The sequence below is a fragment of the Lautropia mirabilis genome, from assembly GCF_900637555.1.
Taxonomy (GTDB): domain Bacteria; phylum Pseudomonadota; class Gammaproteobacteria; order Burkholderiales; family Burkholderiaceae_E; genus Lautropia; species Lautropia mirabilis.
On sequence record NZ_LR134378.1, the window covers coordinates 273,825 to 297,674 of the forward strand.

The 23,850-nt window shown below is 63.9% G+C and carries 18 protein-coding genes and 1 CRISPR repeat array; of the genes, 9 read left to right on the forward strand and 9 right to left on the reverse strand.

Annotation, left to right across the window (positions count from 1 at the left end):
• The first annotated feature begins 31 nt into the window (after positions 1-31).
• Positions 32-1,432: an SLC13 family permease gene (locus EL249_RS01150; RefSeq protein WP_005674890.1), complete on the forward strand. Its 1,401-nt coding sequence runs from the start codon at positions 32-34 to the stop codon at positions 1,430-1,432.
• Positions 1,433-1,699: 267 nt separating this feature from the next.
• Here EL249_RS01150 and EL249_RS01155 read toward each other — a convergent pair whose 3' ends face one another.
• Complete coding sequence (locus EL249_RS01155) at positions 1,700-2,140, reverse strand: hypothetical protein (RefSeq protein WP_126348028.1); 441 nt, start codon at positions 2,138-2,140, stop codon at positions 1,700-1,702.
• Between the two features lie 5 nt (positions 2,141-2,145).
• Positions 2,146-3,789 carry a Ppx/GppA phosphatase family protein gene (locus EL249_RS01160; RefSeq protein WP_005674888.1) on the reverse strand — a complete coding sequence of 548 codons (1,644 nt, stop codon included), beginning with the start codon at positions 3,787-3,789 and terminating at the stop codon, positions 2,146-2,148.
• A 198-nt stretch (positions 3,790-3,987) separates the two neighbouring features.
• Here EL249_RS01160 and ppk1 point away from each other — a divergent pair, with 198 nt between their 5' ends.
• The 8 genes from ppk1 to EL249_RS01200 all read left to right on the forward strand — a co-directional run bounded on the left by ppk1 (position 3,988) and on the right by EL249_RS01200 (position 15,579).
• The gene (gene ppk1, locus EL249_RS01165) at positions 3,988-6,051 is read left to right on the forward strand and encodes a polyphosphate kinase 1 (RefSeq protein WP_005674887.1); all 2,064 of its coding nucleotides are present in this window, start codon (positions 3,988-3,990) and stop codon (positions 6,049-6,051) included.
• 245 nt (positions 6,052-6,296) lie between these two features.
• Entirely contained in the window at positions 6,297-7,754 is a 1,458-nt protein-coding gene (locus EL249_RS01170) for an NAD-dependent succinate-semialdehyde dehydrogenase (RefSeq protein WP_005674886.1), read from the forward strand.
• A gap of 169 nt (positions 7,755-7,923) precedes the next feature.
• A complete protein-coding gene (locus EL249_RS01175; protein WP_005674884.1) occupies positions 7,924-9,201 on the forward strand; it encodes an FAD-binding oxidoreductase in 1,278 nt (425 codons plus the stop codon).
• 104 nt (positions 9,202-9,305) lie between these two features.
• Positions 9,306-10,250: a bifunctional Delta(1)-pyrroline-2-carboxylate/Delta(1)-piperideine-2-carboxylate reductase gene (gene lhpI, locus EL249_RS01180; RefSeq protein WP_005674883.1), complete on the forward strand. Its 945-nt coding sequence runs from the start codon at positions 9,306-9,308 to the stop codon at positions 10,248-10,250.
• A 199-nt stretch (positions 10,251-10,449) separates the two neighbouring features.
• The gene (locus EL249_RS01185) at positions 10,450-12,090 is read left to right on the forward strand and encodes a tannase/feruloyl esterase family alpha/beta hydrolase (protein ID WP_005674882.1); all 1,641 of its coding nucleotides are present in this window, start codon (positions 10,450-10,452) and stop codon (positions 12,088-12,090) included.
• Positions 12,091-12,211: 121 nt separating this feature from the next.
• The gene (locus tag EL249_RS01190; protein ID WP_005674879.1) at positions 12,212-12,886 is read left to right on the forward strand and encodes a vWA domain-containing protein; all 675 of its coding nucleotides are present in this window, start codon (positions 12,212-12,214) and stop codon (positions 12,884-12,886) included.
• A gap of 42 nt (positions 12,887-12,928) precedes the next feature.
• Positions 12,929-13,777, forward strand: a complete 849-nt coding sequence (locus EL249_RS01195; RefSeq protein ID WP_040532107.1) for a PP2C family serine/threonine-protein phosphatase — start codon at positions 12,929-12,931, stop codon at positions 13,775-13,777.
• Between the two features lie 122 nt (positions 13,778-13,899).
• On the forward strand, positions 13,900-15,579 hold the full coding sequence (locus EL249_RS01200; RefSeq protein WP_005674876.1) for a helix-hairpin-helix domain-containing protein: 1,680 nt from the start codon (positions 13,900-13,902) through the stop codon (positions 15,577-15,579).
• A gap of 108 nt (positions 15,580-15,687) precedes the next feature.
• Positions 15,688-17,609: direct repeats of the CRISPR family, unit length 29 nt; unit sequence CGGTTCATCCCCGCATGTGCGGGGAACGC.
• Between the two features lie 68 nt (positions 17,610-17,677).
• On the opposite strand, the gene cas2e is transcribed toward EL249_RS01200, so the two are convergent.
• Genes cas2e through casA form a run of 7 tightly spaced genes read right to left on the reverse strand, consistent with a single transcriptional unit; the run spans position 17,678 to position 23,726 of the window.
• On the reverse strand, positions 17,678-17,980 hold the full coding sequence (gene cas2e / locus EL249_RS01205; protein ID WP_040530215.1) for a type I-E CRISPR-associated endoribonuclease Cas2e: 303 nt from the start codon (positions 17,978-17,980) through the stop codon (positions 17,678-17,680).
• Between the two features lie 31 nt (positions 17,981-18,011).
• Complete coding sequence (cas1e, locus tag EL249_RS01210) at positions 18,012-18,899, reverse strand: type I-E CRISPR-associated endonuclease Cas1e (protein ID WP_005674871.1); 888 nt, start codon at positions 18,897-18,899, stop codon at positions 18,012-18,014.
• Positions 18,900-18,944: 45 nt separating this feature from the next.
• On the reverse strand, positions 18,945-19,634 hold the full coding sequence (cas6e, locus tag EL249_RS01215; RefSeq protein ID WP_005674870.1) for a type I-E CRISPR-associated protein Cas6/Cse3/CasE: 690 nt from the start codon (positions 19,632-19,634) through the stop codon (positions 18,945-18,947).
• Positions 19,631-20,395: a type I-E CRISPR-associated protein Cas5/CasD gene (gene cas5e, locus EL249_RS01220; protein WP_005674869.1), complete on the reverse strand. Its 765-nt coding sequence runs from the start codon at positions 20,393-20,395 to the stop codon at positions 19,631-19,633. Before cas5e ends, cas6e begins: the two co-directional genes overlap by 4 nt.
• Positions 20,396-20,401: 6 nt before the next feature.
• Positions 20,402-21,436 (reverse strand): type I-E CRISPR-associated protein Cas7/Cse4/CasC, encoded by a 1,035-nt coding sequence (gene cas7e / locus EL249_RS01225; RefSeq protein WP_005674867.1) that lies wholly within the window; start codon positions 21,434-21,436, stop codon positions 20,402-20,404.
• Positions 21,433-22,053, reverse strand: coding sequence for a type I-E CRISPR-associated protein Cse2/CasB (gene casB / locus EL249_RS01230; RefSeq protein ID WP_005674865.1), 621 nt, complete (start codon positions 22,051-22,053; stop codon positions 21,433-21,435). Before casB ends, cas7e begins: the two co-directional genes overlap by 4 nt.
• 17 nt (positions 22,054-22,070) lie before the next feature.
• A complete protein-coding gene (gene casA, locus EL249_RS01235) occupies positions 22,071-23,726 on the reverse strand; it encodes a type I-E CRISPR-associated protein Cse1/CasA (RefSeq protein WP_126348029.1) in 1,656 nt (551 codons plus the stop codon).
• Between the last annotated feature and the right edge of the window lie 124 nt (positions 23,727-23,850).

The following is a 23,850-nucleotide window of genomic DNA, read 5'->3' on the forward strand; positions in this document are numbered from 1 at the left end:
TGGCGCCCGCCCCCGCATTCATGGAGACATCATGCCCAACTCGGCTGCTGAAGCCCCGCTGAACAACCCGTCCCTGTTCCCGCAGGGCACCCACAAGTCGCTGCTCACCGTGGTCGCGGCTGCCGTCATCTCGTGGGTGGTGTACTCGGTGCTTCCCTACGACATCCCCGCCAACAAGGGTCTGGCCATCCTGCTGTTCGTGGCCATCCTGTGGTTCACCGAGGCCCTGCACATCACGGTCACCGCACTCATCGTGCCGGTGCTGGCCGCCGTCAGCGGCGTGCCGGGCATGGGAACCAAACAGGCCCTGGCCGGCTTCGCCGACCCGATCATCTACATCTTCTTCGGCGGCTTCGCCCTGGCCACCGCACTGCACGTCCAGAAGCTCGACCGCAAGATCGCCCTGTGGCTGATCTCGCTGTCACGCGGCAACATGCTGGTGTCTGTGCTGGCACTCTTTGCCGTCACCGCCTTCCTGTCGATGTGGATCAGCAACACCGCCACCACGGCCATGATGCTGCCGCTGGCCATGGGCATGATGTCGCACCTGGACCCCGAAAAGGACCGCAAGACCTTCGTCTTCGTGCTGCTGGGCATTGCCTACGCGTCCAGCGTGGGCGGCCTGGGTTCGCTGGTGGGCTCGCCTCCCAACGCCATCGCCGCCAAGGCTCTCGGCCTGGATTTCCGCGGCTGGATGAACTACGGCCTGCCCATGATGCTGGCCCTGATGCCGCTCGTGCTCTTCTCGATGTACGTGGTGCTGCGCCCCGACTTCAGCCGCAAGGTGGATATCGGTGACAGCGAACCGATTCCCTGGAACCTGCCGCGTCTGCTCACGCTGCTGGTGTTCATCGTCACGGCCATTGCCTGGATCCTGGGCGCCCAGATCAAGACCACCTTCGGCATCGACAGCCCCGACACCGTGGTGGCACTGGCCGCTGCCGTCACCGTGGTGGTGCTGGGTCTGGTCACCTGGCGTGATGTGGCCGCCAACACCGACTGGGGTGTGCTGCTGCTGTTCGGCGGCGGCATCGCGCTCAGCAGCCTGCTCGACAAGTCCGGCGCCTCGCTGGCCCTGGGTCAGGCGCTGGCCTCGCAGTTCGTCACCACGCACCCGTTCATCGTCATCCTGGCGGTGGCCGCGTTCATCATCATGCTGACCGAGTTCACCAGCAACACGGCCTCGGCCGCCCTGCTGGTGCCCGTGTTCGCCAGCATTGCCACCCAGCTCAACCTGCCCAAGGAAGCGCTGGTCATGGTGATCGGCATCGGCGCCTCCTGCGCCTTCATGCTGCCGGTGGCCACGCCGCCCAACGCCATCGTGTTCGGCACGGGCCTCATCAAGCAGCGCGAGATGATGCAGGTGGGCATGCTGCTCAACGTGCTGTGCATCATCCTGGTCACGCTGTGGGCGTACTTCTTCCTGGTCTGAGGTCCTGAAGGGCGCCCGGTCGTCCGGCCGGCGCCCGAACCGGCGGCAGCTGCACACGCCGCCGGCCACGACGGACACCGTCCAGAAAAGCCAAAGGGCTGTTGCAACCGAAATTGCAACAGCCCTTTTTCATGGGGTCAGCGGTTCAGGGCCGACACTCAGGGCCGAGCCCTCACCGTATCCGTCTGAACCGCCCCGGATGTCCGCCGCCAGGTTGTGCATGCCCTGCGCGCCCAAGGGGGCCGTCAGCCCTCTTGCCTGAAACGCTCAGTGATGACGCGGCCGCGGCACCACGTCCACGACCTCATCATCGTCGTCCTCGTCATCGGCCTCTTCATCGTCGTCGATGCCGGCCAGCGCTGCCTCGGCTTCATCCAGTGCCGTGAAGCTCACCGTGCCCTCTTCCGGACGCGACTCGGCCAGCGCCTCCACCCGCGCCACGAATTCCTGCTGGTCGATGTCCCCATCGATGTACAGCTCACGCAGCGACCGGTATTCGGGGTCGGCCAGCAGGTCCACGCCCTGCCGCTCCATCTCGGCCTCGGCCTCCAGAAAGGCCTGAAGCTCCTTCAGGTAGCGGGCATCCATGCCACCGGCCGACCGTGCGGCCCGGCTGCGTCCCTTCCCGGTGCCGGTCTCGGCCCCCGTGGCCTGATCGGCTTCGTGTGCGTCGTCATCGGCCGGTGCTGCGTCGTTCATGTCGCTCATCTTCGTCATTCCCCGGGTTGTTCACCATCCAGCAGCACATAGCTCACATCACGGAAGACGCCCACGCGCCCCCATTCCTCGATCTCCTGACGCAGCGACTGGTCGGTAAGCGGATGCTGCTCGGCCCAGGCGGCCGGCAACGCGATCACCCAGCCCGCCTCGGGCCCGCCTGGCAGCGCACGAATGGTGATGGGCGTTTCCCGACCGTCGCGCCGGCGCTGCAGGATGACGGCCAGCCGCAGACACAGGATCTGCTGCCATTGCGTCATGGTGGGCTCCAGCGCACGCACCTTCTTGAGCCCGCCGCTCTGGGCCAGCACGAACAGCGACAGCTCCTGCTGCTCCATGGCCGAGAAACCCGGCAGGTCCGCATTGGCCAGGATGTAGGCCCCGTGCCGATGCGCGTTGTCGTGGGCGATGAAGGAACCGATCTCGCGGATGCGGGCCGCCCAGATCAGGCTCTCGGGCTTGCATCCCGACGGGGTGGGTCGTCCGTAGCCCGGCACGCCAGCCTCCTGTCCGGAAGAGGCCGCGTCCGACCCGGCCTGCGCCGCGACGGTCTGCCCCGCATCCGGGGCCGCCCCGTCCTGCCGCGAAGCCTTCAGCTCGCGCAGCAGCTGGCAGGCCACGTCGGCCACCTGGCGGCCGTGCTGATCGTCCATCCGGTAGCGTTCCACCAGATGGCTGATGGTGATCTCGCGCTGGTCGGCGCCCAGCTCGCGGCCCAGCAGGTCGTAGAGGATGCCCTCACGCAGGGCCGAGTCGCAGTAGCCCATCGCCTCAATGCCGAACTCGTCGAACACCGACTGCATGGCGGCCAGGCCGCCGGCGATGACCGGCTGCCGGTCGACGCGCAGACCCGGCAGATCGGCCAGTGCATCCACATGGCCGGCTGCCACGCACAGGTCCTCCAGCAGCGAGAGCCCTTCGCGGGTGATGGCCGTATGGCCGAAATTGGCGCTGACCAGCGCCAGCAGCGCCTTGGCCGTGCCGGACGTGCCCACCGCGTACTGCCAGCCCAGCCGCTTGAAGCCGTGCACATGCGCCGCCAGCTGCTCGCCGCAGTGCAGCCGTGCCTTGCGCATGGCCGCCCGGGTGAGCTTGCCACTGCTGAAGAACTGCTGCGTGAGGGCCACGCAGCCAATCTGCAGCGACTCGCGCCGCCGGGGCTGCTCGTCCACCCCGATGATGCACTCGGTGGAACCGCCGCCGATGTCCACCACCAGCCGCAGCTGATGGTCGAGCGGCAGGCTGTGGGCGGCCCCCAGGTAGATGAGGCGTGCTTCCTCGCGCCCGGCCACCACCTCGATGGGGCGCCCCAGCACCGCGCTGGCTTCCTTCAGGAAGGCGCCGATGTTGTGCGCCACCCGGAAGGTGTTGGTGGCCACCGCCCGGAAGGCTTCCAGCTCCAGGCCCTCCAGCCGCTCGGCAAAGCGTCCCAGCGCCTGCAGTGCCCGCTGGCGCGCCTCTTCGGACAGCTCGAACTGCCGGTCCAGGCCGGCGCCCAGCCGGACCGCTTCCTTGATCTGGTCGAGGATGCGCAGCTGGGGACCGGCCGAGGACTGGTCGATTTCGGCCAGCAGCAGCCGGAAACTGTTGGAACCCAGGTCAACGGCAGCCAGGGGCCGTCGCGGCAGGGAATCGCTCATCGAATCATCTCTTGATTGGATCGATCGGCATTCTGCAACAAAACGGCTACACAGGACACCCAAGCCCGACATCATCCTGATGTTTCCCTGCCCGACGCAACAGACTGAAAAGGCGGCCTCCAGACCACAGCCCGAAGTCAGCCTCCGCCAAGCCGGCAGGCGGCTGGGCTAAACTGGCGGCAATCCCGAGGATCCCGCGTGAACGACACCGCCACTCCCCCCCTGCCCCCGCCGCTGGACCGCGAGCAGGGCATCATCGCCTTCAACCGCCGCGTGCTGGCGCTGGCCGAATCCCCCAACGCCCCCCTGCTGGAGCGGCTGCGCTACATCACCATCGTTTCCAGCAACCTCGACGAGCTGTTCGAGATCCGCGTGGCCGAGCTGAAGGAAATCGCCCGAAGCAACACCCCGCTGGCGGCCACGGCACGCGCCAGCATCGCCACGCTGGCCGTCAGCGCCCGCGAGCTGGTCGAGCGCCAGTACCAGGTGCTGCGCGGCGACATCCTGCCTGCGCTGGAAGCCGAAGGCGTGAAGGTCTTCTTTCCCGCCCAGTGGGACGACGCCCTGCGCAACTGGGCCTACCAGGTCTTCATGAGCGAGATCGAGCCGCTGCTCACCCCCATCGCCCTGGACCCGGCCCATCCGTTCCCGCGCATCTCCAGCAAGACGCTCAACTTCGCCGTGGAGCTGGACGGCCGCGACGCCTTCGGCCGCCGCCCGGGCCTGGCCATCGTGCAGGCGCCGCGCGTGCTGCCCATCGCCTTCAAGGTGCCTCCCGAAGTGGCGGGCGTGCCGCACGGCATCGTGCTGCTGTCGTCCATCATCAAGGGCTTCATGAGCGAGCTGTTCCCCGGGCTCACCGTCTGCACGCAGTGCTCGTTCCGCCTCACCCGCAACAGCGACCTGTTCGTGGACGAGGAAGAAATGACCAACCTGCGCAGCGCCCTCAGCGACGAGCTGGGTCAGCGCCCCTGGGGCCATGGCGTGCGGCTGGAAATGACCGCCGACATCAGCCCCGAAGTGGCCGAGCGCCTGCGCAAGGAATTCGACCTGAACGAAGAGGACTGCTACCGGGTCCACGGCTCGGTCAACCTGGGGCGCTATGCCAAGATCATCGAGCTGGTCGAGCGCCCTGACCTGCTCTTCCCGCCGTTCACGCCCAGCCAGCCCGCCGCCCTGCAGAAGGACGACCTGTTCAGCGTCATCGCCGCCGGCGACGTGCTGCTGCACCACCCCTACGAATCCTTCAATCCGGTGAAGGACTTCCTGCGCAGCGCCGCACGCGATCCGCAGGTGGTGTCCATCAAGCAGACCATCTACCGCACCGGCGCCGATTCGGTGCTGATGGAATCGCTGATGGAAGCCGCCCGCGCCGGCAAGGAAGTCACCGTCGTGCTGGAACTGATGGCCCGCTTCGACGAAGAGACCAACATCAACTGGGCCGCCAAGCTGGAAGAAGTGGGCGTGCACGTGGTCTATGGCGTGGTGGGTCACAAGACCCACGCCAAGCTGGCCCTGGTGCTGCGACGCGAGGCCGAAGGGCTGCGACGCTATGCCCACCTGGGCACCGGCAACTACCACCCGCGCACGGCGCGCCTGTATGAGGACTTCGGACTCTTCACCGCCGACGAGGAGATCTGCGCCGACGTTCACGAGGTCTTTCGCCGCCTGACCGGCCTGGGTACCGCCGGCGGCCTGAAGGCGCTGCTGCAGGCGCCCTTCCGGCTGCACGGCACCCTGCTGCAGGCCATCCAGCGCGAGACCGAAGCCGCCCAGGCCGGCCGCAAGGCACGCATCATCGCCAAGCTGAATGCGCTGCTGGAAGAGCGCATCATCGAGGCCCTGTATGAAGCCAGCTGCGCCGGCGTGCAGATCGACCTGATCGTGCGCGGCGTCTGCGCATTGCGCCCCGGCATCCCCGGGCTGTCCGAGAACATCCGCGTCACTTCGGTGGTGGGGCGCTTCCTGGAGCACAGCCGCATCTACTACTTCTGGGCAGACGGCAAGGAGAAACTCTGGCTAGCCTCGGCCGACTGGATGGAACGCAACTTCTTCCGCCGCGTCGAAGTGGCCTTCCCGCTGAAGGACGCCACCCTCAAGCGCCGCGTCATCGAGGAAGGACTGCTGAACTACCTGCAGCCCGACACGGCCGCCTGGAAGATGGACAGCAACGGCGACTACCACGTGGGGGGCGAGCTGCTCTCGCCCGAGCACGACGCCCAGCAGCGGCTGCTGCGAAAGCTCACCGCCCAGGGAAGCTGAAGGCCTCCGATCGGAAAGCGCCCATCCCGTCGGGCACAGTCCCGACGGGCGCAGGGCATCCCGGCAGGTGTCTCCCACCCCAACGACCCGCGGCAGACGGCGCCCTGCTGTCTCCCAGCCCCATGACCAGCGGCAGCCGGCGCCCTCCTCCGGGTCTTCCCCAGTGAAGGGGGCGTCCCGGATATTGGATAGCATAGAAGGCTGCCCCATCGTTCGCTGAACGGACGAACACCCCAGGAGACACCATGAAGCTCAAGGACCCGAGCCTGCTGCAGACCCGCTGCCTGATCGATGGTCAGTGGCTGGATGCCGACAGCGGCAAGACCATCGCCGTCACCAACCCGGCCACTGGCGAGACCATCGCCCACGTGCCCGACATGGGCGCCGCCGAGACGCACCGCGCCATCGACGCCGCCGAGGCCGCCCGCGCCGCCTGGCAGAAGAAGACCGCCAAGCAGCGTGCCGCCATCCTGCGCCGCTGGTTCGAGCTGATCACCGAGCACACCGACGACCTGGCCGTCATCCTCAGTACCGAACAGGGCAAGCCGCTGGCCGAGGCCCGCGGCGAGATCGCCTACGGCGCCAGCTATTTCGAGTGGTATGCCGAAGAGGCCAAGCGCATCTACGGCGACATCATTCCCTCCAACAACAACAGCCAGCGTGTGCTGGTGATGAAACAGCCCATCGGCGTGTGTGCCGCCATCACGCCCTGGAACTTCCCGAACGCGATGATCACCCGCAAGGCCGCGCCCGCCCTGGCCGCCGGCTGCACCTTCGTCATCCGTCCGGCCTCACAGACCCCGCTGTCGGCACTGGCCATTGGTGAGCTGGCCCAGCGCGCCGGCGTTCCGCCCGGCGTCTTCAACGTGCTCACCGGCAGCTCGCGCGCCATCGGCGGCGAACTCACCGGCAACGACACGGTGAAGAAATTCTCCTTCACCGGCTCCACCGAAGTGGGCCGCCTGCTGCTGGCCCAGTGCGCCGGCACCGTCAAGAAGGTGTCCATGGAACTGGGCGGCAACGCGCCCTTCATCGTCTTCGACGACGCCGACCTGGATGCGGCCGTCACCGGCGCCCTCATCTCCAAGTTCCGCAACGCCGGCCAGACCTGCGTCTGCGCCAACCGGCTGTACGTGCAGGCCGGCATCCATGACCGCTTCGTCGAGAAGTTCACCGCCGCCCTGGCCGAACTGAAGGTGGGCAACGGCCTGGATGCCGGCGTCACCTTCGGGCCACTGATCGACGAGAACGCCATCGCCAAGGTGCAGGAACACATCGCCGACGCCGTGGAAAAAGGCGGCAAGGTGGTGACTGGCGGCAAGCCCCATGCCCTGGGCGGTCTGTTCTTCGAGCCCACCATCGTCAGCCACGTCACCCAGCAGGCCCGCGTGGCCCGCGAAGAGACCTTCGGTCCGCTGGCGCCCGTCTTCCGCTTCGAGACCGAAGAAGAAGTGGTGCGCTGGGCCAATGACACCGAATTCGGTCTGGCCGCCTACTTCTACACCCGCGACCTGGGCCGCAGCATCCGCGTGGCCGAGGCGCTGGACTACGGCATGGTGGCCGTCAACTCCGGCATCCTGTCCAACGAGGCCGCCCCCTTCGGCGGCGTCAAGCAGTCCGGCCTGGGCCGTGAGGGTTCCAAGTACGGCATCGAGGACTATGTGGAAGTGAAATACGTGCTGCTGGGCGGCATCGACGGCTGACGCCCCGGCCGCTTCCGGAGGGCAGGCCCCCTGGCCGAAGCCTGAAGCATCAGGGATATCCCCTATCCGCCTCGGTCCAGGCACGTGACCGAGGCGGCGGAATGAAAGTCGGGCTAGACTGCATGAGCCCGGGCGGCATCGCCTGCCCCGAACTCATCCCAACCCCATCATGATCACCCCTTCATCCCACCACAACGTCGATGTCATCGTCCTGGGTGCCGGCATCGTCGGCGTCAGCGCGGCTCTGGCCCTTCAGGCACAGGGCAAGCGGGTCTGCCTGGTGGACCGACAGGAACCCGGCCATGGCACTAGCTTCGGCAACGCCGGGCTCATCGAGCGCGCCAGCCTGGTGCCCTACGCCTTCCCGCGCCAGCCCGGCGAACTGCTGCGCCACGCCAGCAACCGTCACAGCGCGCTGCGCCTGCAATGGGGGGCACTGCCCTGGTACGCCAGCTGGCTGTGGCGCTACTGGCGGGAATCCTCCCCCGCCCGGCTGGCGCAGGCCACCGAGGACATGCGCCCGCTCATCGAACTGTGCGTGGCCGAGCACCAGCCGCTCATCAGCGCCGCCAACCTGCACGACATCGTCCGCGACGGCGGCTGGATCGAGCTGGTGCGCGGCCAGAAAGCCTTTGCCGAACTGTCGCGCCAGGCGCAGGACGACGCCCACCGCTGGGGCCTGAACATCGAAGTGCTGCCCGACAACGCCCTGCGCGCCTGCCTGCCCGGCCTGCGTCCGGAAGGCGGCATCACCGGCGGCATCCACTGGCAGGATCCCTGGACCGTGCAGTCGCCCGTGCGGCTGGTGGAAGGCTACGCGGGGCTCTTCCGCTCGCGCGGCGGCCAGTTCATCCACGCCGATGCCATGGCGCTGCAGCAGACCGAGCAGGGCTGGCGGCTGCCGCTGCCCGACAGCACCGAACTGCATGCCAGCGACGTCGTGCTGGCGCTGGGCGCCGACACGGGCACCCTGGCCGAACGCTTCGGCTACCGGCTGCCGCTGCGCCCCAAGCGCGGCTACCACCTGCATTTCCGCATCGACGACGCGCACCCGGCCCCGTCCTTCCCCGTCTGCGACCGGGACTCGGGCTTCGTGCTGGCCGAGATGAACGACGGCGTGCGCCTGACCACCGGTGTGGAACTGGCCCTGCCCGACGCGCCGCCCAACGACAGCCAGGCCCGTCAGGCCACCCGCATCGCCCGCCAGTTCTGGCCCCTGGGCGAGGAAGTGGAAAGCCAGCCCTGGATGGGACGGCGCCCCTGCACGCCCGACATGCGCCCCATCATCGGCCCGGCACCGCACCACCGCGGCCTGTGGTTCGATGTGGGCCATGCCCACCACGGCCTCACGCTGGGGCCCGTCAGCGGCCGCCTGCTGGCCGAGCTGATGACCGGCCAGCAACCGTTCACCGATCCGTCGCCCTATTCGGTGCAGCGCTTCCTCTGAATCCTTCCTGCGCCCGCCGGGGACCCTGGGCCGCGACCGCCTCCGTGCACCAGGGTCGGGCACGATGCCCCGGCTGATCCGATCCACATCCCATTACCACCACCATGAAACAGTTCGACGCCGAACAATGCCGGGCTGCCCTGCCTTTTCGCACGCTGATCCCCGCACTGCGCGAGGCCTTTGCCCAGGGCGCCACCGTGCCGCTGCGCCACACCCACGCCATCGAAAGCCAGGGCGTGCAGGGCACCACGCTCATCATGCCCGCCTGGAACGAACAGGGCTTCTTCGGTGTGAAGACCATCAACATCTTCCCCGGGAACGGTGCCCAGGGACTGCCCGGCCTGCACGCCACCTACGTGCTGTACAGCGCCACCACCGGCGTGCCGCTGGCCCTCATCGACGGTGACGCCATCACCGCACGCCGCACCGCCGGCGCCGCTGCCCTGGGCGCCGACTTCCTGGCACGCAAGGATGCCAGGCGACTGCTCGTGGTGGGCGCAGGCCGCATCGCGGCACTGCTGCCTGCGGCCATGCGCGCCGTACGCGACATCGAGCACATCGACATCTGGAACCCCCGTCCGGTGCGCGCTGCCGTGCTGGCCGAGACCCTGCGCAAGCAGGGCGTGCCCAACGTCCATCCGCTGGACGGCACCCCGGCATCGCTGGAAGCGGCCGCCCGCCAGGCCGACATCATCAGCTGCGCCACACTCTCGGAAGAGCCTCTCATCCAGGGCAGCTGGCTGCGCCCCGGCACCCACCTGGACCTGGTGGGCAGCTTCAAGCCCAACATGGTCGAGGCCGCTGCCGACTGCTTCATCGGCAATGAGGTCTTCGTGGATACCGACGAAGCCCCCACCAAGTCCGGCGACCTGCTCAAGGCCTTCGACACCGGCCGCTTCAGCGCCAGCGACATCCGCGCCGACCTGCAGGCCCTGTGCCGCGGCCAGCACCCGGGGCGCAGCAGCGACCAGGCCATCACCGTCTTCAAGGCCGTGGGCAGCGCCCTGGAAGACCTGACCGCCGCCGTGCTGGTCTACAAGGCCGGCTGAATCCGATCCAGGGGTCTGCCGGAGGTCCCTGGTCGGATGTCTCTCCCGGGTGGCCTTTGCCCGCCCGGCCTCCCTGCGGGCCAATTCGTTAAAATGGTTTGCTGTCTCTGACATTCCCCGGGAAGGTCTGGCCGGAACGCCCATGCCGGATGGCTGCCTCCCCGATGCTGCCTTTCGGGCCCCTTTCGGAACCCATGCCATGAAACTGCACCGCCTTCCTGCCCTGCTGCCGCTGCTGGCCAGCAGTCTTTCTGCCGGCAGCCTGCTCTGGGCCGCCAGCGCCCAGGCTGCCACCGAGCCCGCCGACGATGCCGCCGACGCCCAGAGCCGCTGCAGCGACCTGAAGGAAGTGGAACTGCCCGATGTGGTCATCCAGCGCGTGAAGTGGGTGCAGCGCGGCGGTCTGGCACAGGATCCCAACTCGGCCTTCACCGGCGCCTCGGGCCAGACGCTGCAGGCCGAGGAACACTGCGTGGTGCGCGGCGAAATCGAACCCCGCACCGGCGCCGATGGTCGCCACTACGGCACCCAGTTCGAGCTGCGCCTGCCTGCCCGCTGGAACCACAAGTTCCTGTTCCAGGGCGGTGGCGGCACCAATGGCTTCGTGGCCGACGCCCTGGGCCGCATCCCCACCCGCGGCAGCTCGGCCCAGCCGGCGCTGCTGCGCGGCTATGCCGTGGTGAGCATGGACGGCGGCCACCAGGGCCGTGACACCCTCTTCGGCAAGGACCAGCAGGCCCGGCTGGATCTGGCCTACGCCTCCACCGGCAAGGTAGCCACGGCCGCCCGCCAGCTCATCCAGGCCATGTACCACAGCACCCCGAAGCGCAGCTACTTCATGGGCTGCTCCAACGGCGGACGCGAGGCCATGATGGCCGCCATGCGCTACCCGCTGCAGTTCGACGGCGTGGTGGCCGGCAACCCGGGCTTCCGGCTCTCGCGCGCTGCCATCGCCCAGTCATGGGACAACCAGCAGTTCCTGAAGGCCGCCCCCGTCAACGAACAGGGCGAGCGGATCTTTGCCAATGCCCTCACCCAGAAGGACATGGATGCCGTAGTGGCCGGCGTGCTGGAACGCTGCGACGCCCTGGACGGCCTGAAGGACGGCCTGGTCAACGCCTGGGAACGCTGCGACTTCAAGCCCCGGATGGTGGAAAAGGACATCGGCAAGGAGAAGGTGGCCCTGCTGGAAGCCGTCTTTGGCGGTGCACGCACCAGCAAGGGTGAGCCCCTCTATGCCAGCTGGCCGTGGGATGCCGGCATCAACAGCGGCAACTGGCGCGGCTGGAAACTGGGTGACTCCCAGACCGCCACCCCCAACGCCCGCAACATCGTGCTGGGCGCCATGTCGCTGCCGCACTACTTCATGACGCCCTACCAGGCCGAGTTCGACACCTTCAAGGTGAACTTCGACACCATCCTGCCGCTCACCCTGCAGACCGGCGCCCTCAACGACGCCGTGGCCACCGACCTGACCACCTTCAAGGCGCGCGGCGGCAAGATGATCATCTTCGAGGGTGTCTCCGACCCCGTCTTCTCGGCCAACGACCTGCGTGACTGGTACCGGCAGCTGCAGCACGACACCCCGGGCACCCAGGACTTCGCCCGCCTCTTCATGGTGCCCGGCATGACCCACTGCGGCGAGGGCAATGCCCTGGACGACTTCGACCCCCTCACCGCCCTGGAGAACTGGGCCGAGAAGGGCGAGGCCCCGGCCAGCATCATCGCGCAGGGTCGCGCCTTCCCCGGCAAGACCCAGCCGCTATGCCCGTACCCGCAAGTGGCCACCTATCGCGGTGAAGGCGACGAGAACAGCGCCGAGAGCTTCAGCTGCCAGTGATCAGAATGGCGGCCGGGCGGAAATAGTTCCGCCTCCGCCCCTCGCAGCCATGTCGCACGGCTGCTGCTGCGGCGAGACGGCCGCTAGAATCCATTGATCCTTATCCACGAGGACCTCGCCCATGCACGCCGACGCCAATCCCTTTGCCGCCGCCGAGTTCGCTGACAACCCCGAGCCGCGCTGCCCCTGCCTGCTGCTGCTGGATGTCTCCGGCTCCATGGCGGGCGGCAAGATCGAGGAACTCAACGCCGGCCTGCAGGCCTTCGAGGAAGAGCTGAAGTCCGACAGTCTCAGCGCCAAGCGCGTGGAAGTGGCCATCGTCACCTTCGGACCCGTGCTGGTCGCGCAGGACTTCACCAGCGCCAGCCAGTTCCAGGCCCCCCAGCTGCAGGCACAGGGCCTCACTCCCATGGGTCAGGCCATCGAGGAAGGCATCGAGCTACTGCGCCAGCGCAAGGCGCTGTACCGCCAGAGCGGCATCACCTACTACCGTCCGTGGATCTTCCTCATCACCGACGGTGCCCCCACCGACAGCTGGCGGCAGGCTGCGCAGGCCATTGCCAGCGGCGAAGCACGCAAGGAATTCGCCTTCTACGCCGTGGGCGTAGACGACGCCGACATGGACCAGCTGCGCCAGCTGGCCGTGCGTGATCCCCTGAAACTGAAAGGCCTGGCCTTCCGCGAGCTGTTTGCCTGGCTGTCCAGCTCGCTGAGTTCCGTCTCGCGCTCCAACCCCGGCGACGCCGTGCCGCTGGAAAACCCCACCGGCCCAAAAGGCTGGGGCAGCATCGCCTGACCCACCCGATTGCCCAGCCTCCCGCACGCCAGCCCGATGACCATGAAACACTGGTCCTGGATAGCGGCCTCCAGCACAGGTACTTCACACCTGAAGCATAACCTGCCACTGCAGGACGCCCAGGCCTGCGCCGTTGTTCCCGTCAACAGCGACAGCCAGACCTGCGACGCAGAATGGTTCGTGGCCGTTACATGTGATGGCGCCGGCAGTGCCAGCCACGGACGGCAGGGGGCCCTCATCACCTGCCGCACGATTCGCCAGGCCGCGCGCCGCCACCTGGCGGCGGCATCAACACCCACCGCATCATCCCTGCAACAACCCCGGCTGACCGCATCCGCCCTGCCCTCGGCAGAAACCGTGCGGACATGGGTCGACGAAGCACGCCAGCGCATTCGTGCGGCCGCAGAAAGACGCGGGCTTTCTGCACGCGACTTTGCCTGCACGCTGGTTCTGGCCCTGTCCAACGGACAGGAAACGCTGGTGGCCCATATTGGTGATGGCGGCATCGTGGCACGCCTGGCCGACGGTGGAACCTGGCAGGCGCTTTCCTGGCCGGACCACGGTGAATACGCGTCCACCACGCGCTTTATAACCGACGAACCACCCACGCCCCTGCGCACGAACATCACCCGACAGCCCATCGACGCGCTGGCGCTTTTTTCCGATGGCATAGAACGCATGGTGCTGGACATGGCCACGCAGACCCCGTTTGCACGGTTCTTCTCCACCATGGCCGCCCCGCTGCCCAAAGAACCCGGCAAGGCGCACACCCTGTCTGGCCAGCTGAAAGCCTACCTGGACAGCGAGGCCGTCAACAGCCGCACGGACGATGACAAGACGCTAGTCATGGCCGTACTGCATTCACCCCCATCTACCCCATCCAGAACATAAGCCAACGAATCAGACTGACGCCACCAGGAAACCGCCTTGCCGACAGCACCCGGTCCTGAAGCCTTGCCAGATGCTCTTTCCCGGCACAGAACACCACCCCTCCCAGAGACACCCCACCGCCCATGACCTCCCGTGCCGATCGCGAGAAAGACCCTGCCTACGGCCTGAAACTGCGTCTGGGCAGTGGGCGTCGACTGAAGCTGGGTGAACGGCTGGGCCGCGGCGGCGAAGGCAGCGTGTACGCTGCCGCCAACCGGCGCAACCATGCGGTAAAACTCTACAAGGCACCTGACAAGCCCCAACTGGCCAGCAAGATTGCTGCCATGGTGGATGCCGGCCTGGCCAGGCAGTCGCCCTTTGCAGCCTTTCCCGTGGACGTGGTGCGCGGCGAAGACGGCGCTTTTGCCGGCTTTCTGATGAAAGCCGTGCGCGACCGTCGCCCCCTGCATGACCTGTACGCCCCCGGCGCGCGCAAGCAGCATTTTCCGGACATCGACTATCGCTTTCTGGCGCGCACCGCCACCAACATTGCGCGTGCTGTCGCCTCCATCCACCACACCGGCTGCGTCATCGGTGACATCAACCCCTCCGGCATGCTGGTGGCAGACGACGCCACCGTCGCCCTGGTGGATGCCGACAGCTTCCAGTTCAGCCATGGCGGACAGCAGTTCCTGTGCGCCGTGGGTGTACCGGACTACACCCCACCCGAACTGCAGGGCCACTCCTTTCACGGCGTGGTGCGCACCCAGCAGCACGACGCCTTTGGCCTGGCCGTCATCCTCTTCCAGGTGCTGATGATGGGGCGCCACCCCTTTGACGGCGTCCCCGACACCGGCGAAGCCCCGCCCATGGGCGAGCGCATCCAGAGACGCCTCTACCCGCACATTCCGGAACGCCCCACCGGCATGCAGCCCCCGCCTGGCCTGCCCGCCCTGACGGAATTTTCAGGCACACTGGCCGACCTGTTTGCCCGCGCCTTCACCGCCCAGGACAACACCCCACGCCCCGACGCCCTGCAATGGGTGACGGCGCTGGAACACTTCGAGAAAAACCTGCGTCGCTGCCGCGCAGATCGTCGCCATCACTACCCCCGCGAATCCACCTCCTGCCCCTGGTGCCAGATGGAAGAACGACTGGGCAACCAACTGTTTCCGCGTCCGGGCCAAGCCAGCCCCACCACCCACACCGCCCCTGTACCGGTCAACCTGGCCCAGCGGCGCTTCCGGAGCAAACGCCCCCGGCGCCTCATCATGGGACTGGCGATCACCGCCGCCGTGGCGCTGGGCGTCTACCACCTTGTCGCCAGCTACCTGGCCAGCCTGTCACCCACCCAGATACTGGCCAACCAGGCCAAACAGCACCTCCCCGCCTGGGTGACCGGCACCCACCAGAAACTGCAACCCACCCTGGACGCCGCGCGCCAGCAAGGCCAGCACTGGGTCGACAGCGCCAAGGAAGCCCTGCCGGACCTGTCCACAACCGGCAAGTGGATCAAGGGACTCTGGCAGTCAGAGACCCCGGACGACAGCCAGCCCCCAGCACGCGCAACACGCAAGCAGCAAGACAAAACCGATGACACCGCCCCTGCCCACAACCGGGGCCCCGCACTGACCATCACCGACAAGGTCATGGAAATGCAGCGCGTACTGCGCCGCCAGGGCTACCCCGTACCCCTGAATGGCAGCTTCGACGCCGCCACCCGACGCTACGCCGCCGACTACCTGACCAGCATCAGCGGCGAGCCCACGCCGGAGAACCTGAGCGTGCGGGAGTTTTATTTGAGGTTTGAGGGGGGGAGGTAGGTCGCTCTCGTGCGTGCGCTATTGGGTTCTGGAAGGGATGCGTAGCAAGGTTGGGGACTCTTGAGCCATGGTGGGAGCCCCAGCGCACCGACTCCCCTACCTTCACCACGGGTCATCCCCGCATATGCGGGGAACGCAGCCAACACCCGGCCAACGGTGAGCCCGACGCCGGTTCATCCCCGCATGCGCGGGGAACGCACCGTGGCGGTGATGATCCGATCCGCCCCGTACGGTTCATCCCCACATGCGCGGGGAACGCTCTTGTACCTGGGCAATTCGCTGGCCGAGTATCGGGGCATCCCCGCATGCACGGGGAACGCATCGCCAACGGCCGGAACAAGCTGGACAAGTTCGGTTCATCCTCGCATACGCGGGGAACGCGGTTACTGGCGCATCAGCGCAGAAAAGTCGGGCGGTTCATCCCCGCATATGCGGGGAACGCCTGGGCACGCCCCAGTCCATGGACTCCATCTACGGTTCATCCCCGCATGCGCGGGGGACGTACCCCATTCTTACCCTATTCCAGCCCCAGCAGCGGTTCATCCCCGCATGCGCGGGGAACGCTGCCTATTGACGGAGCAGTTCACCCAGACAAACGGTTCATCCCCGCATGCGCGGGGAACGCAAAGGGTTTGCCGAGGGCATCATGTCCCCGGTCGGTTCATCCCCGCATGTGCGGGGAACGCGTCAATGGACCGAACAAACTGGCCCGTATCCCCGGTTCATCCCCGCATGTGCGGGGAACGCACGTATGGGGTGAGCTTGATGGCTGCCCGGAACGGTTCATCCCCGCATGTGCGGGGAACGCTCAGCAGACTGCCAGAAGAAACCGATGAGGGTCGGTTCATCCCCGCATGTGCGGGGAACGCCAGACGGGCTTGTGGGCGGGCTTGGCCACAGGCGGTTCATCCCCGCATGTGCGGGGAACGCTTCTGCGCGCGTGAATTGAGCGCCCTTAATACCGGTTCATCCCCGCATGTGCGGGGAACGCCCATGGCCATCGTGGTCGGCGCCGAATTCTCTGCGGTTCATCCCCGCATGTGCGGGGAACGCCTCTGGATATCGAAGTCACTACCCTTCTTTTTCGGTTCATCCCCGCATGTGCGGGGAACGCTGCTTAAGCGCCAGCCGCGCCCCCATCCTATGCGGTTCATCCCCGCATGTGCGGGGAACGCAGGACGGCTACCGGCTCTGGGGCAATCGCACGCGGTTCATCCCCGCATGTGCGGGGAACGCGTGGTGCCTGGCGGGAACCACGACATGTTATCCGGTTCATCCCCGCATGTGCGGGGAACGCTGCTTAAGCGCCAGCCGCGCCCCCATCCGGTGCGGTTCATCCCCGCATGTGCGGGGAACGCGGCTTGGGTGCAGTGTTCCCCTTCAGGCACATCGGTTCATCCCCGCATGTGCGGGGAACGCGTAGAACTTGCTGACACAGAACCTGTCAAAGTCGGTTCATCCCCGCATGTGCGGGGAACGCCTCTCGCAGCCAATAGACAAGCCGGATCAATTCGGTTCATCCCCGCATGCGCGGGGAACGCGAGGTGGCGGCATTCTCTGGCGTCGCGGCCGTCGGTTCATCCCCGCATGCGCGGGGAACGCGCCGCCCCTTGCCCCTGCCGCAGCTCTCGTGCCGGTTCATCCCCGCATGCGCGGGGAACGCACGGCCGTGTGCTCGTTTCCGATCCGCAGCGTCGGTTCATCCCCGCATGCGCGGGGAACGCGGAAATACATACCTAAACGTTGAATACGTAGACGGTTCATCCCCGCATGCGCGGGGAACGCTGTTGATCTCGCATGGACCATGCCTCGATACACGGTTCATCCCCGCATGCGCGGGGAACGCTGCTCATCGAGTTTATCAACCTCTTCATGAAACGGTTCATCCCCGCATGCGCGGGGAACGCCATCGATTGCATCGCGTAGATAGCCAGGGAAGCGGTTCATCCCCGCATGCGCGGGGAACGCCGCCCAGGTACTCCGTACGCCCATCCCCCCATACGGTTCATCCCCGCATGCGCGGGGAACGCGCTTCCAATAAGTTATTGATCTACCGAAGGAAAAGTGAGCCCTCAGATTCTACCAAACATTCTGCTTGTTAAAGAACGGGGGACTGCTCGGTGGGATGAAACGCCACAAGATGCAGCCCATCAAACTCTACGGGTAAGCGTCGGTTGGCGCCAAGGGTCTGAAACTCGTACCCGGATTCATGACTGCTGGCCCACGCCATGACGACGCTACCCTGCTCGTACCCCGCCTGAAGATGCTCCCATATCATCTCTCGGGTTCTCTTGGACACGTCTCCGATATAGACGCCGGCACGCACCTCAAGCAGCCAGATGGCCATTCTTCCCCGCAGTCTGGGAGGAACATCTTCGGTGACAACAACGACAAAGCTCACTGGTCATTCCTCGCGTTCATCACTACAGTCTTCAGGACGAACGATGTCCTGCATCCCCTATGGATACCGGATTGGGAATTGCGGGCGGGATGGATTCCGGCGGCGCTTCAGGTGGAGAGATCTCGCCGGCGGCCAGAACCTCTTCGATGGTGGGAATGATCTTGCCAAGAAGCTTGTCGCTACGAAAAAGGTCACGACACGCCAGCCGGACCTGCCTTTCAGGATTTCCGGGAGACTGCGCTGCAATTCTGAAAGCTATGGGAACGACTGTATCGAACTTGAACAGGTCCGCAATGTCATAGACAAAGGACAGTGGTTTTCCTGTGTGGATGAATCCGACTGCGGGCGCATAGCCAGCTGCCAGCACTGCTGCCTCGGTGATGCCGTACAGGCAGGAGGTGGCCGCTGATAGGCATCTGTTGGGTATGTCGGCCGCATCCCAGGTTTTCTGATCGTAGTTCCTGGATTTCCAGTCAACGCCGTACTGCTGTGCCAGAAGCTTGTAGGTTTCCCTGACCCTGGCGCCTTCGATGCCTCTCAGCTGCTCGACGCTACGCCGCTTTGGGGAAGGCTCTCCAAAGCGGACCTCGTACATCTTCCGGACCACCTTGAGACGGAGATCATCATCCAACGCAAGCTTGGCCTGATAGAGCAGTCGATCGGCACGAGCGCCACCGGGTTGACCACTGGCGTACAAGCGAACACCAGATTCACCGACCCACACCAGCAGGGTTCCCGCAGTAGACGCCAAGTGTACGGCCGCATGAGATATCCGGGTACCAGGCTCCAGCATGATGCACGCGATGGAGCCCACAGGAATATGCATGCGGACGCCATTCTGATCAATGACGACGAACGCTCCGTCCTGCACATCGATCTGTCCGTACTGGACAAAGATCATCGATACACGATCTTTCATGGGAAGCGGCCTGATGGGCGGAAGCAGCGTTGACGTACCCATGAATCAGCAAAGCGGACGAACCAGCAAGAGGCCGCAGCCAAAGCTTTTGGCGTGACCCACTCCCTCAAACAGTGCTTTCCTCAAGGCTTCTGGGTCTACCACCTCTGCTACACCTTGATAATCAAGACTGGAGAACTGAATGGCCTTGTGCTTCTCGCCAGTCTCTCTCCATCTCCCAGGCCTGAGCGCATGTTGGCAGTACCCTTTCTGAAGGACACTGCGCTCATCGACCCGAAGCCCCCAGTGAGCAGCGCGCTCCAGTATCCACTTGAGCCCTGCCTCATCCATGGCAACGGCTGCATCATGCCCCAGCTGACGCGCCTCTTTCTTGGCATTCATCAGCATGTCATGTCGCCGGGACTTTCCTCCTTCAGCAGCACGGCGGCTGACCACGGGATTGGCCCTCAAGTCAAAACGTAGGGTATTCCCCACGTCGAAGGACGGATCGTAAGCCTTACTCTGAATGTCGAACCGGCCATCTTCATCATGCGGAGGTCGCTCGGAGACAACATAGTAGGTTCGCATGTCATCCAGACGCCTGAAGATGAAATCACGCTTACCGCCATCGGAGGCAAACAATCTCCAGATGATCTGATGATCCCGATACGCATCCCCCTGCGACTCATTCCTGATAAGCCAGGGATCCCGGCTTCGCATGGCCCTCAGGCGCACTTTTGAAAAATAATGGCTCATCCCTGCCTCTCCTCAAGTGCCACCCACTCCTTTCTACGCTCGAACTGCCACCTGCTCCTGGACACCGGCTGGTCTGTCCGCATTGCTTCAAAGCTGGCCGCCATGCCAGGCTCCATGCCTTCTTCCCAGTAGTAGCGAACCTGACCAAGCCTGAACATCCATTGGTCGCCCTTGGAAGGCCATGGCTTGTCGAACTCATGCCTGCGGCTCATCTCGGCCAAAGAGGGAAACTGGACGCTCTGAAACGCATTCAGAAGTCCATTGGCCTGAACCACTTTGGGATCGACGGGCAAGGCCAGCGGGCAGGACTTCCTTCCCAGGTAGAGAGGATAGACCGGTCGACGCAGCGCTTCAGCCAGACGCTTCAGCTCTTCGCCTGACTGATCAACTCTCTCCACGGCAACGATAGCCAAGCTGTCGCACCGATAGTCACGCGATGAAAGTATGGGGTCATCCTTGTCTGACATCAGCTCCTGACGCCTGGACCGAAACGTGATCTTGCGAGAAGGTCTACAAATCTCTGTAGTGTGAAAGTCACGCAGCGGCGTTCCCGCCGCCTCAAGCTTCACACCAAAACGATAGGCACCCGACAAGCTCTGCTGTTTGCTCTCATCATTACGGTCGACCCCCAAGGCGGCACCCAGTAAACCAAGCAATGCCGAGCGAGAGGGCTGTACGGAAGATCGTCTTGTCTTACCCACGGCAATCTCCCCCCAGCTGGCCATGGGGCCGTAGAGCCTCATCATCAAGTATTCAGCCATGACGGCTTACTCCTTGGCAGCAAACTGCAGAAGCACCTCAAGCGAGCCCTGGCCCGTCAGAACATTGAATTCCTCATGCGCATCCGAGCACGCGCCATACACCGTATCCATGTTCTTGCGTACCGTGGACAGTGCCGTAATGGCTTCCTGTGCATAGTCTTCACCATTGACCGGCCTGACGAAAGCCAGCGACAGAGAGCGCGGCTGCTGCGTGCCTCTCTCGACCAAGGCGTAATGAGCATAGGCACGGCTGGCAAAGCTGTTCTGCTTGCCCGTAGGTCCGACCGTCAGTGCGGTCTTGACCAATGCCTTGATGGCTTTCTCGGTCAACGCTTCATCATTGCCAAGATTCTTCTTGAGCAAATCCCTATCGATACAGACGTACTGATAGAACACCGCAGCCGCAAAGCCGGCCTCACCAATGTGCGCTGCCCCCGGCTCATTCCGGTTCAGATCGTCCACGGCAGTGAAGTAGTCATCTTCCACAGCCGAGGCATGGACACCAATGGCATGCGCTACCTGGACGGCAGCCTCCCCGTTGAACTCCGTCTTGGATGCCAGCATCCTGCCAAACATGGCGATGTCCACCGCCGTATGATCATGCAGCAGCGAGTCAAGCTCTTCCTTGGAGGGGGCACGCTTCTCCTCGACCAGCTTACTGATCAGCTCGTCAAGCGTCTTGAGCTCTTCAGGTGCAACATGAACCAACTGCTGAATCTCAAGTGACTTTTTATCTTTCAACTCACCATAAACACCCGCAATGGCTCTTGCCCATTCCTTAGACTCCCCCTCTGACACACCCATTGCCTTCAGTGCCTCGAACACCTCGACCCCCAGCCTCTTCGTGCGGGTTCCGATGCTGCCGGCCAATTCCTGCTGGAAGGTCTCTGAGGTTCGCCACGCACGCTTGAGACTCTGCGAGGATACTCGAAGACGCTCCACCCCCCCCAGACGCGCTGTCTTGGGGTTACCCAGATCATCCCTGTTCAGATTGGCGGGCGGGTAGGAGGTGAGGAAGTGCAGTTGGATGAATTGAGTCATTTCAGATTCTCCTTTATCGATTCCGGTTCATCGGCATCGGCCTGTTGGCCAGCGCTCAGGTAGTAGTCATAAGCCCAGTGAAACTTGACGCCACTGCCGGCACGTGATGCCAAATTACCTTGTTCCAGCTGCCAAGCAAACAGATCATCGGCAAGCTGTGCAACGTCGGTTTTCTTCCCTGCCAATTGAATGGCACGGCGTATCTTCAGAAAAAAGTCCTCAGGTATGGAAGCGGCTTGCAAGGACCTGAATCTAAGCTCGCTCATCGCAGGACGCTCCCCGTCAGAGCCTTTCCCGAGACGTGATGCCAATGTCTTGCCGTCGACAAGATCTTCTTTGACATGAGCCAACGCCCCTGCAACCCAAGCAAGCTGTTCGTAAATCCTTGACTCGTCAGAGAACAACTTATTTCCCGCACCCAAGACAATGAGGCGTCTGGCAAAAAGTAGCGTCGCACTGTTGGACAGCAACTCTTCCGCGGTCATGCAACGCCGCAAACGGGCACCATCTGCCTGACCCTGGCCACGAAGTTCACCAATCAGGGCGTCCTTGTCCTGATCCCTGCGGTGCAGAGACCTCCACCAGTCTCGAACCCATTGACGCTGCTTCTCGCTCATTCTGAACTTTCTAGGTGTCATGATTTCGATTTCCCTCTCGCCTCGGCTTTCTTGCCCCGATTCGGATCCACGATGTCCCACAACGGCTTCAACTTCTCATCACTATTCAAGTACCTTCCAAGAGTCGCTCGAGCTTGGACAACTCTCCTCATGTTCTGTTCCTCGATGGGGGCACTGAGAACCCATTGATCGAACAGGCGAAAGACCATGCACCTTGTTTCTCTGAGCCAAACCTTATACACGTCTATAAGCGCACTTATCTCTTCTTTCTCATCCTTGGCTTCACCGGTTTGTTCTGGTGAACTCCTGTGAAGAACCGACAGACCGTTCAGCACCTCGTAGAACAAATGTTCGGTTGCCTCCCAGAAGCTATCTGTTACGGCAGGCTCATCAACTCTCCCCGGCTTGCTGAACCATGCCGACTGGACTTGCTCATGTAGCATCCTAACCATCCCATCAGCCGAGTCCAGAACTTCCTTCACCCGACCAATGAAAACTGCCCTCTTGCTGAGATCAACCTCATGAATCGGCAATGTACTTTCACACCAGCACATGGCATCCATGTTCGACATCTCATAACCGAAGCACCATAGCCGACAGCCCTTCCGCCTTTCCTTTCTTGCACGGTTTTCATTGAAGTAACGGACCACCCTTGCAGCATCCGGCTGATGATCATCATTCCCCAGCACCAGCCCAAGCCAATCACGATAACCCTTTCCGGCCTGCCTACCCTTAGACGAGATGGGTGGTTTCTGCCCTTCAGGATCAAGACTGTATGGCGTCAGGGGATGCAACCAGTTCCCGGTATAGTTCGTCCCACCATGTCGGGTCAGATAGTGACGGATCGTTCGGACACCCTTTGCCGCGCAGATGGAGCAGCTCCCGTGGTCGTCAATGGTCGATTTGTCGATACGGATACGACGGGGCATGCTCCAGTAAGCCTGAAGCGGATGGACCGATTCCGGTGTCGTCTCTACGCCATCACTACCATCACTGGTCCGGGTAGCAACCATCCATGGCAATACGTCGCCGATCCTCTTGATATCAGAATAGCTGTCATTCAGAGCGTTCTTTGGCAACACATTGAGCCATAGCTTCTGCCACAGCGTGGACGGCTTTTCAGGATTGTCATCGACAGGAACAACTAAGGTAGTTAGAGGCCCACCACCTCGGAGTGATGTTCTCGTTCCCCTCCCCCCCGTCGGCGAATTTATTTGCAACGTGAACAGTGCTTTAGCAAGGCAGCTTTCGCATAGCACGAAGTCTTCCTGGTGAACGCTGAAGTACAAGTTACTTCTGGACCCCGCATCGATCAGAAGACTGCGTACCGAGTTCTGGTTCAGCTTCAGACCGGCTGTCTTCAGAAGCAGAAGGTCCTGCATGAAAGCAGGACCTTCTGCCTCCAGATCGAAAGCGCTCTGATACGTGCAGAACGCCTCGGCAAGGTCATCTCGACTTGGAGGATCTTGGTAAAGCTCCTTCCACTCATCCTCGTCTTCAGGCGCTATGGAAAGCTGCAGAAGCCCAATCAGGAATTGGTATATCGCCCCACGAAAGTCCGGACGTGGTTCAGCGATATCAATCCAATTACCCGTGATATCCAGAGGCGATATGGTTTCACGACCCCCCTTGCTCGAAACCCCTTTTAGCCAGCCTTCTGTAATCAGATTCATATTCACTTCGCCTCCTCCCCATCAATCATTTCAGCACAAAGTGATTGGAGAAAGAAGAAATTTTCAACCACATGCCCTTTCCAGAACAGCATTACCTTGTTCACTCATGTACGCATGACCATTA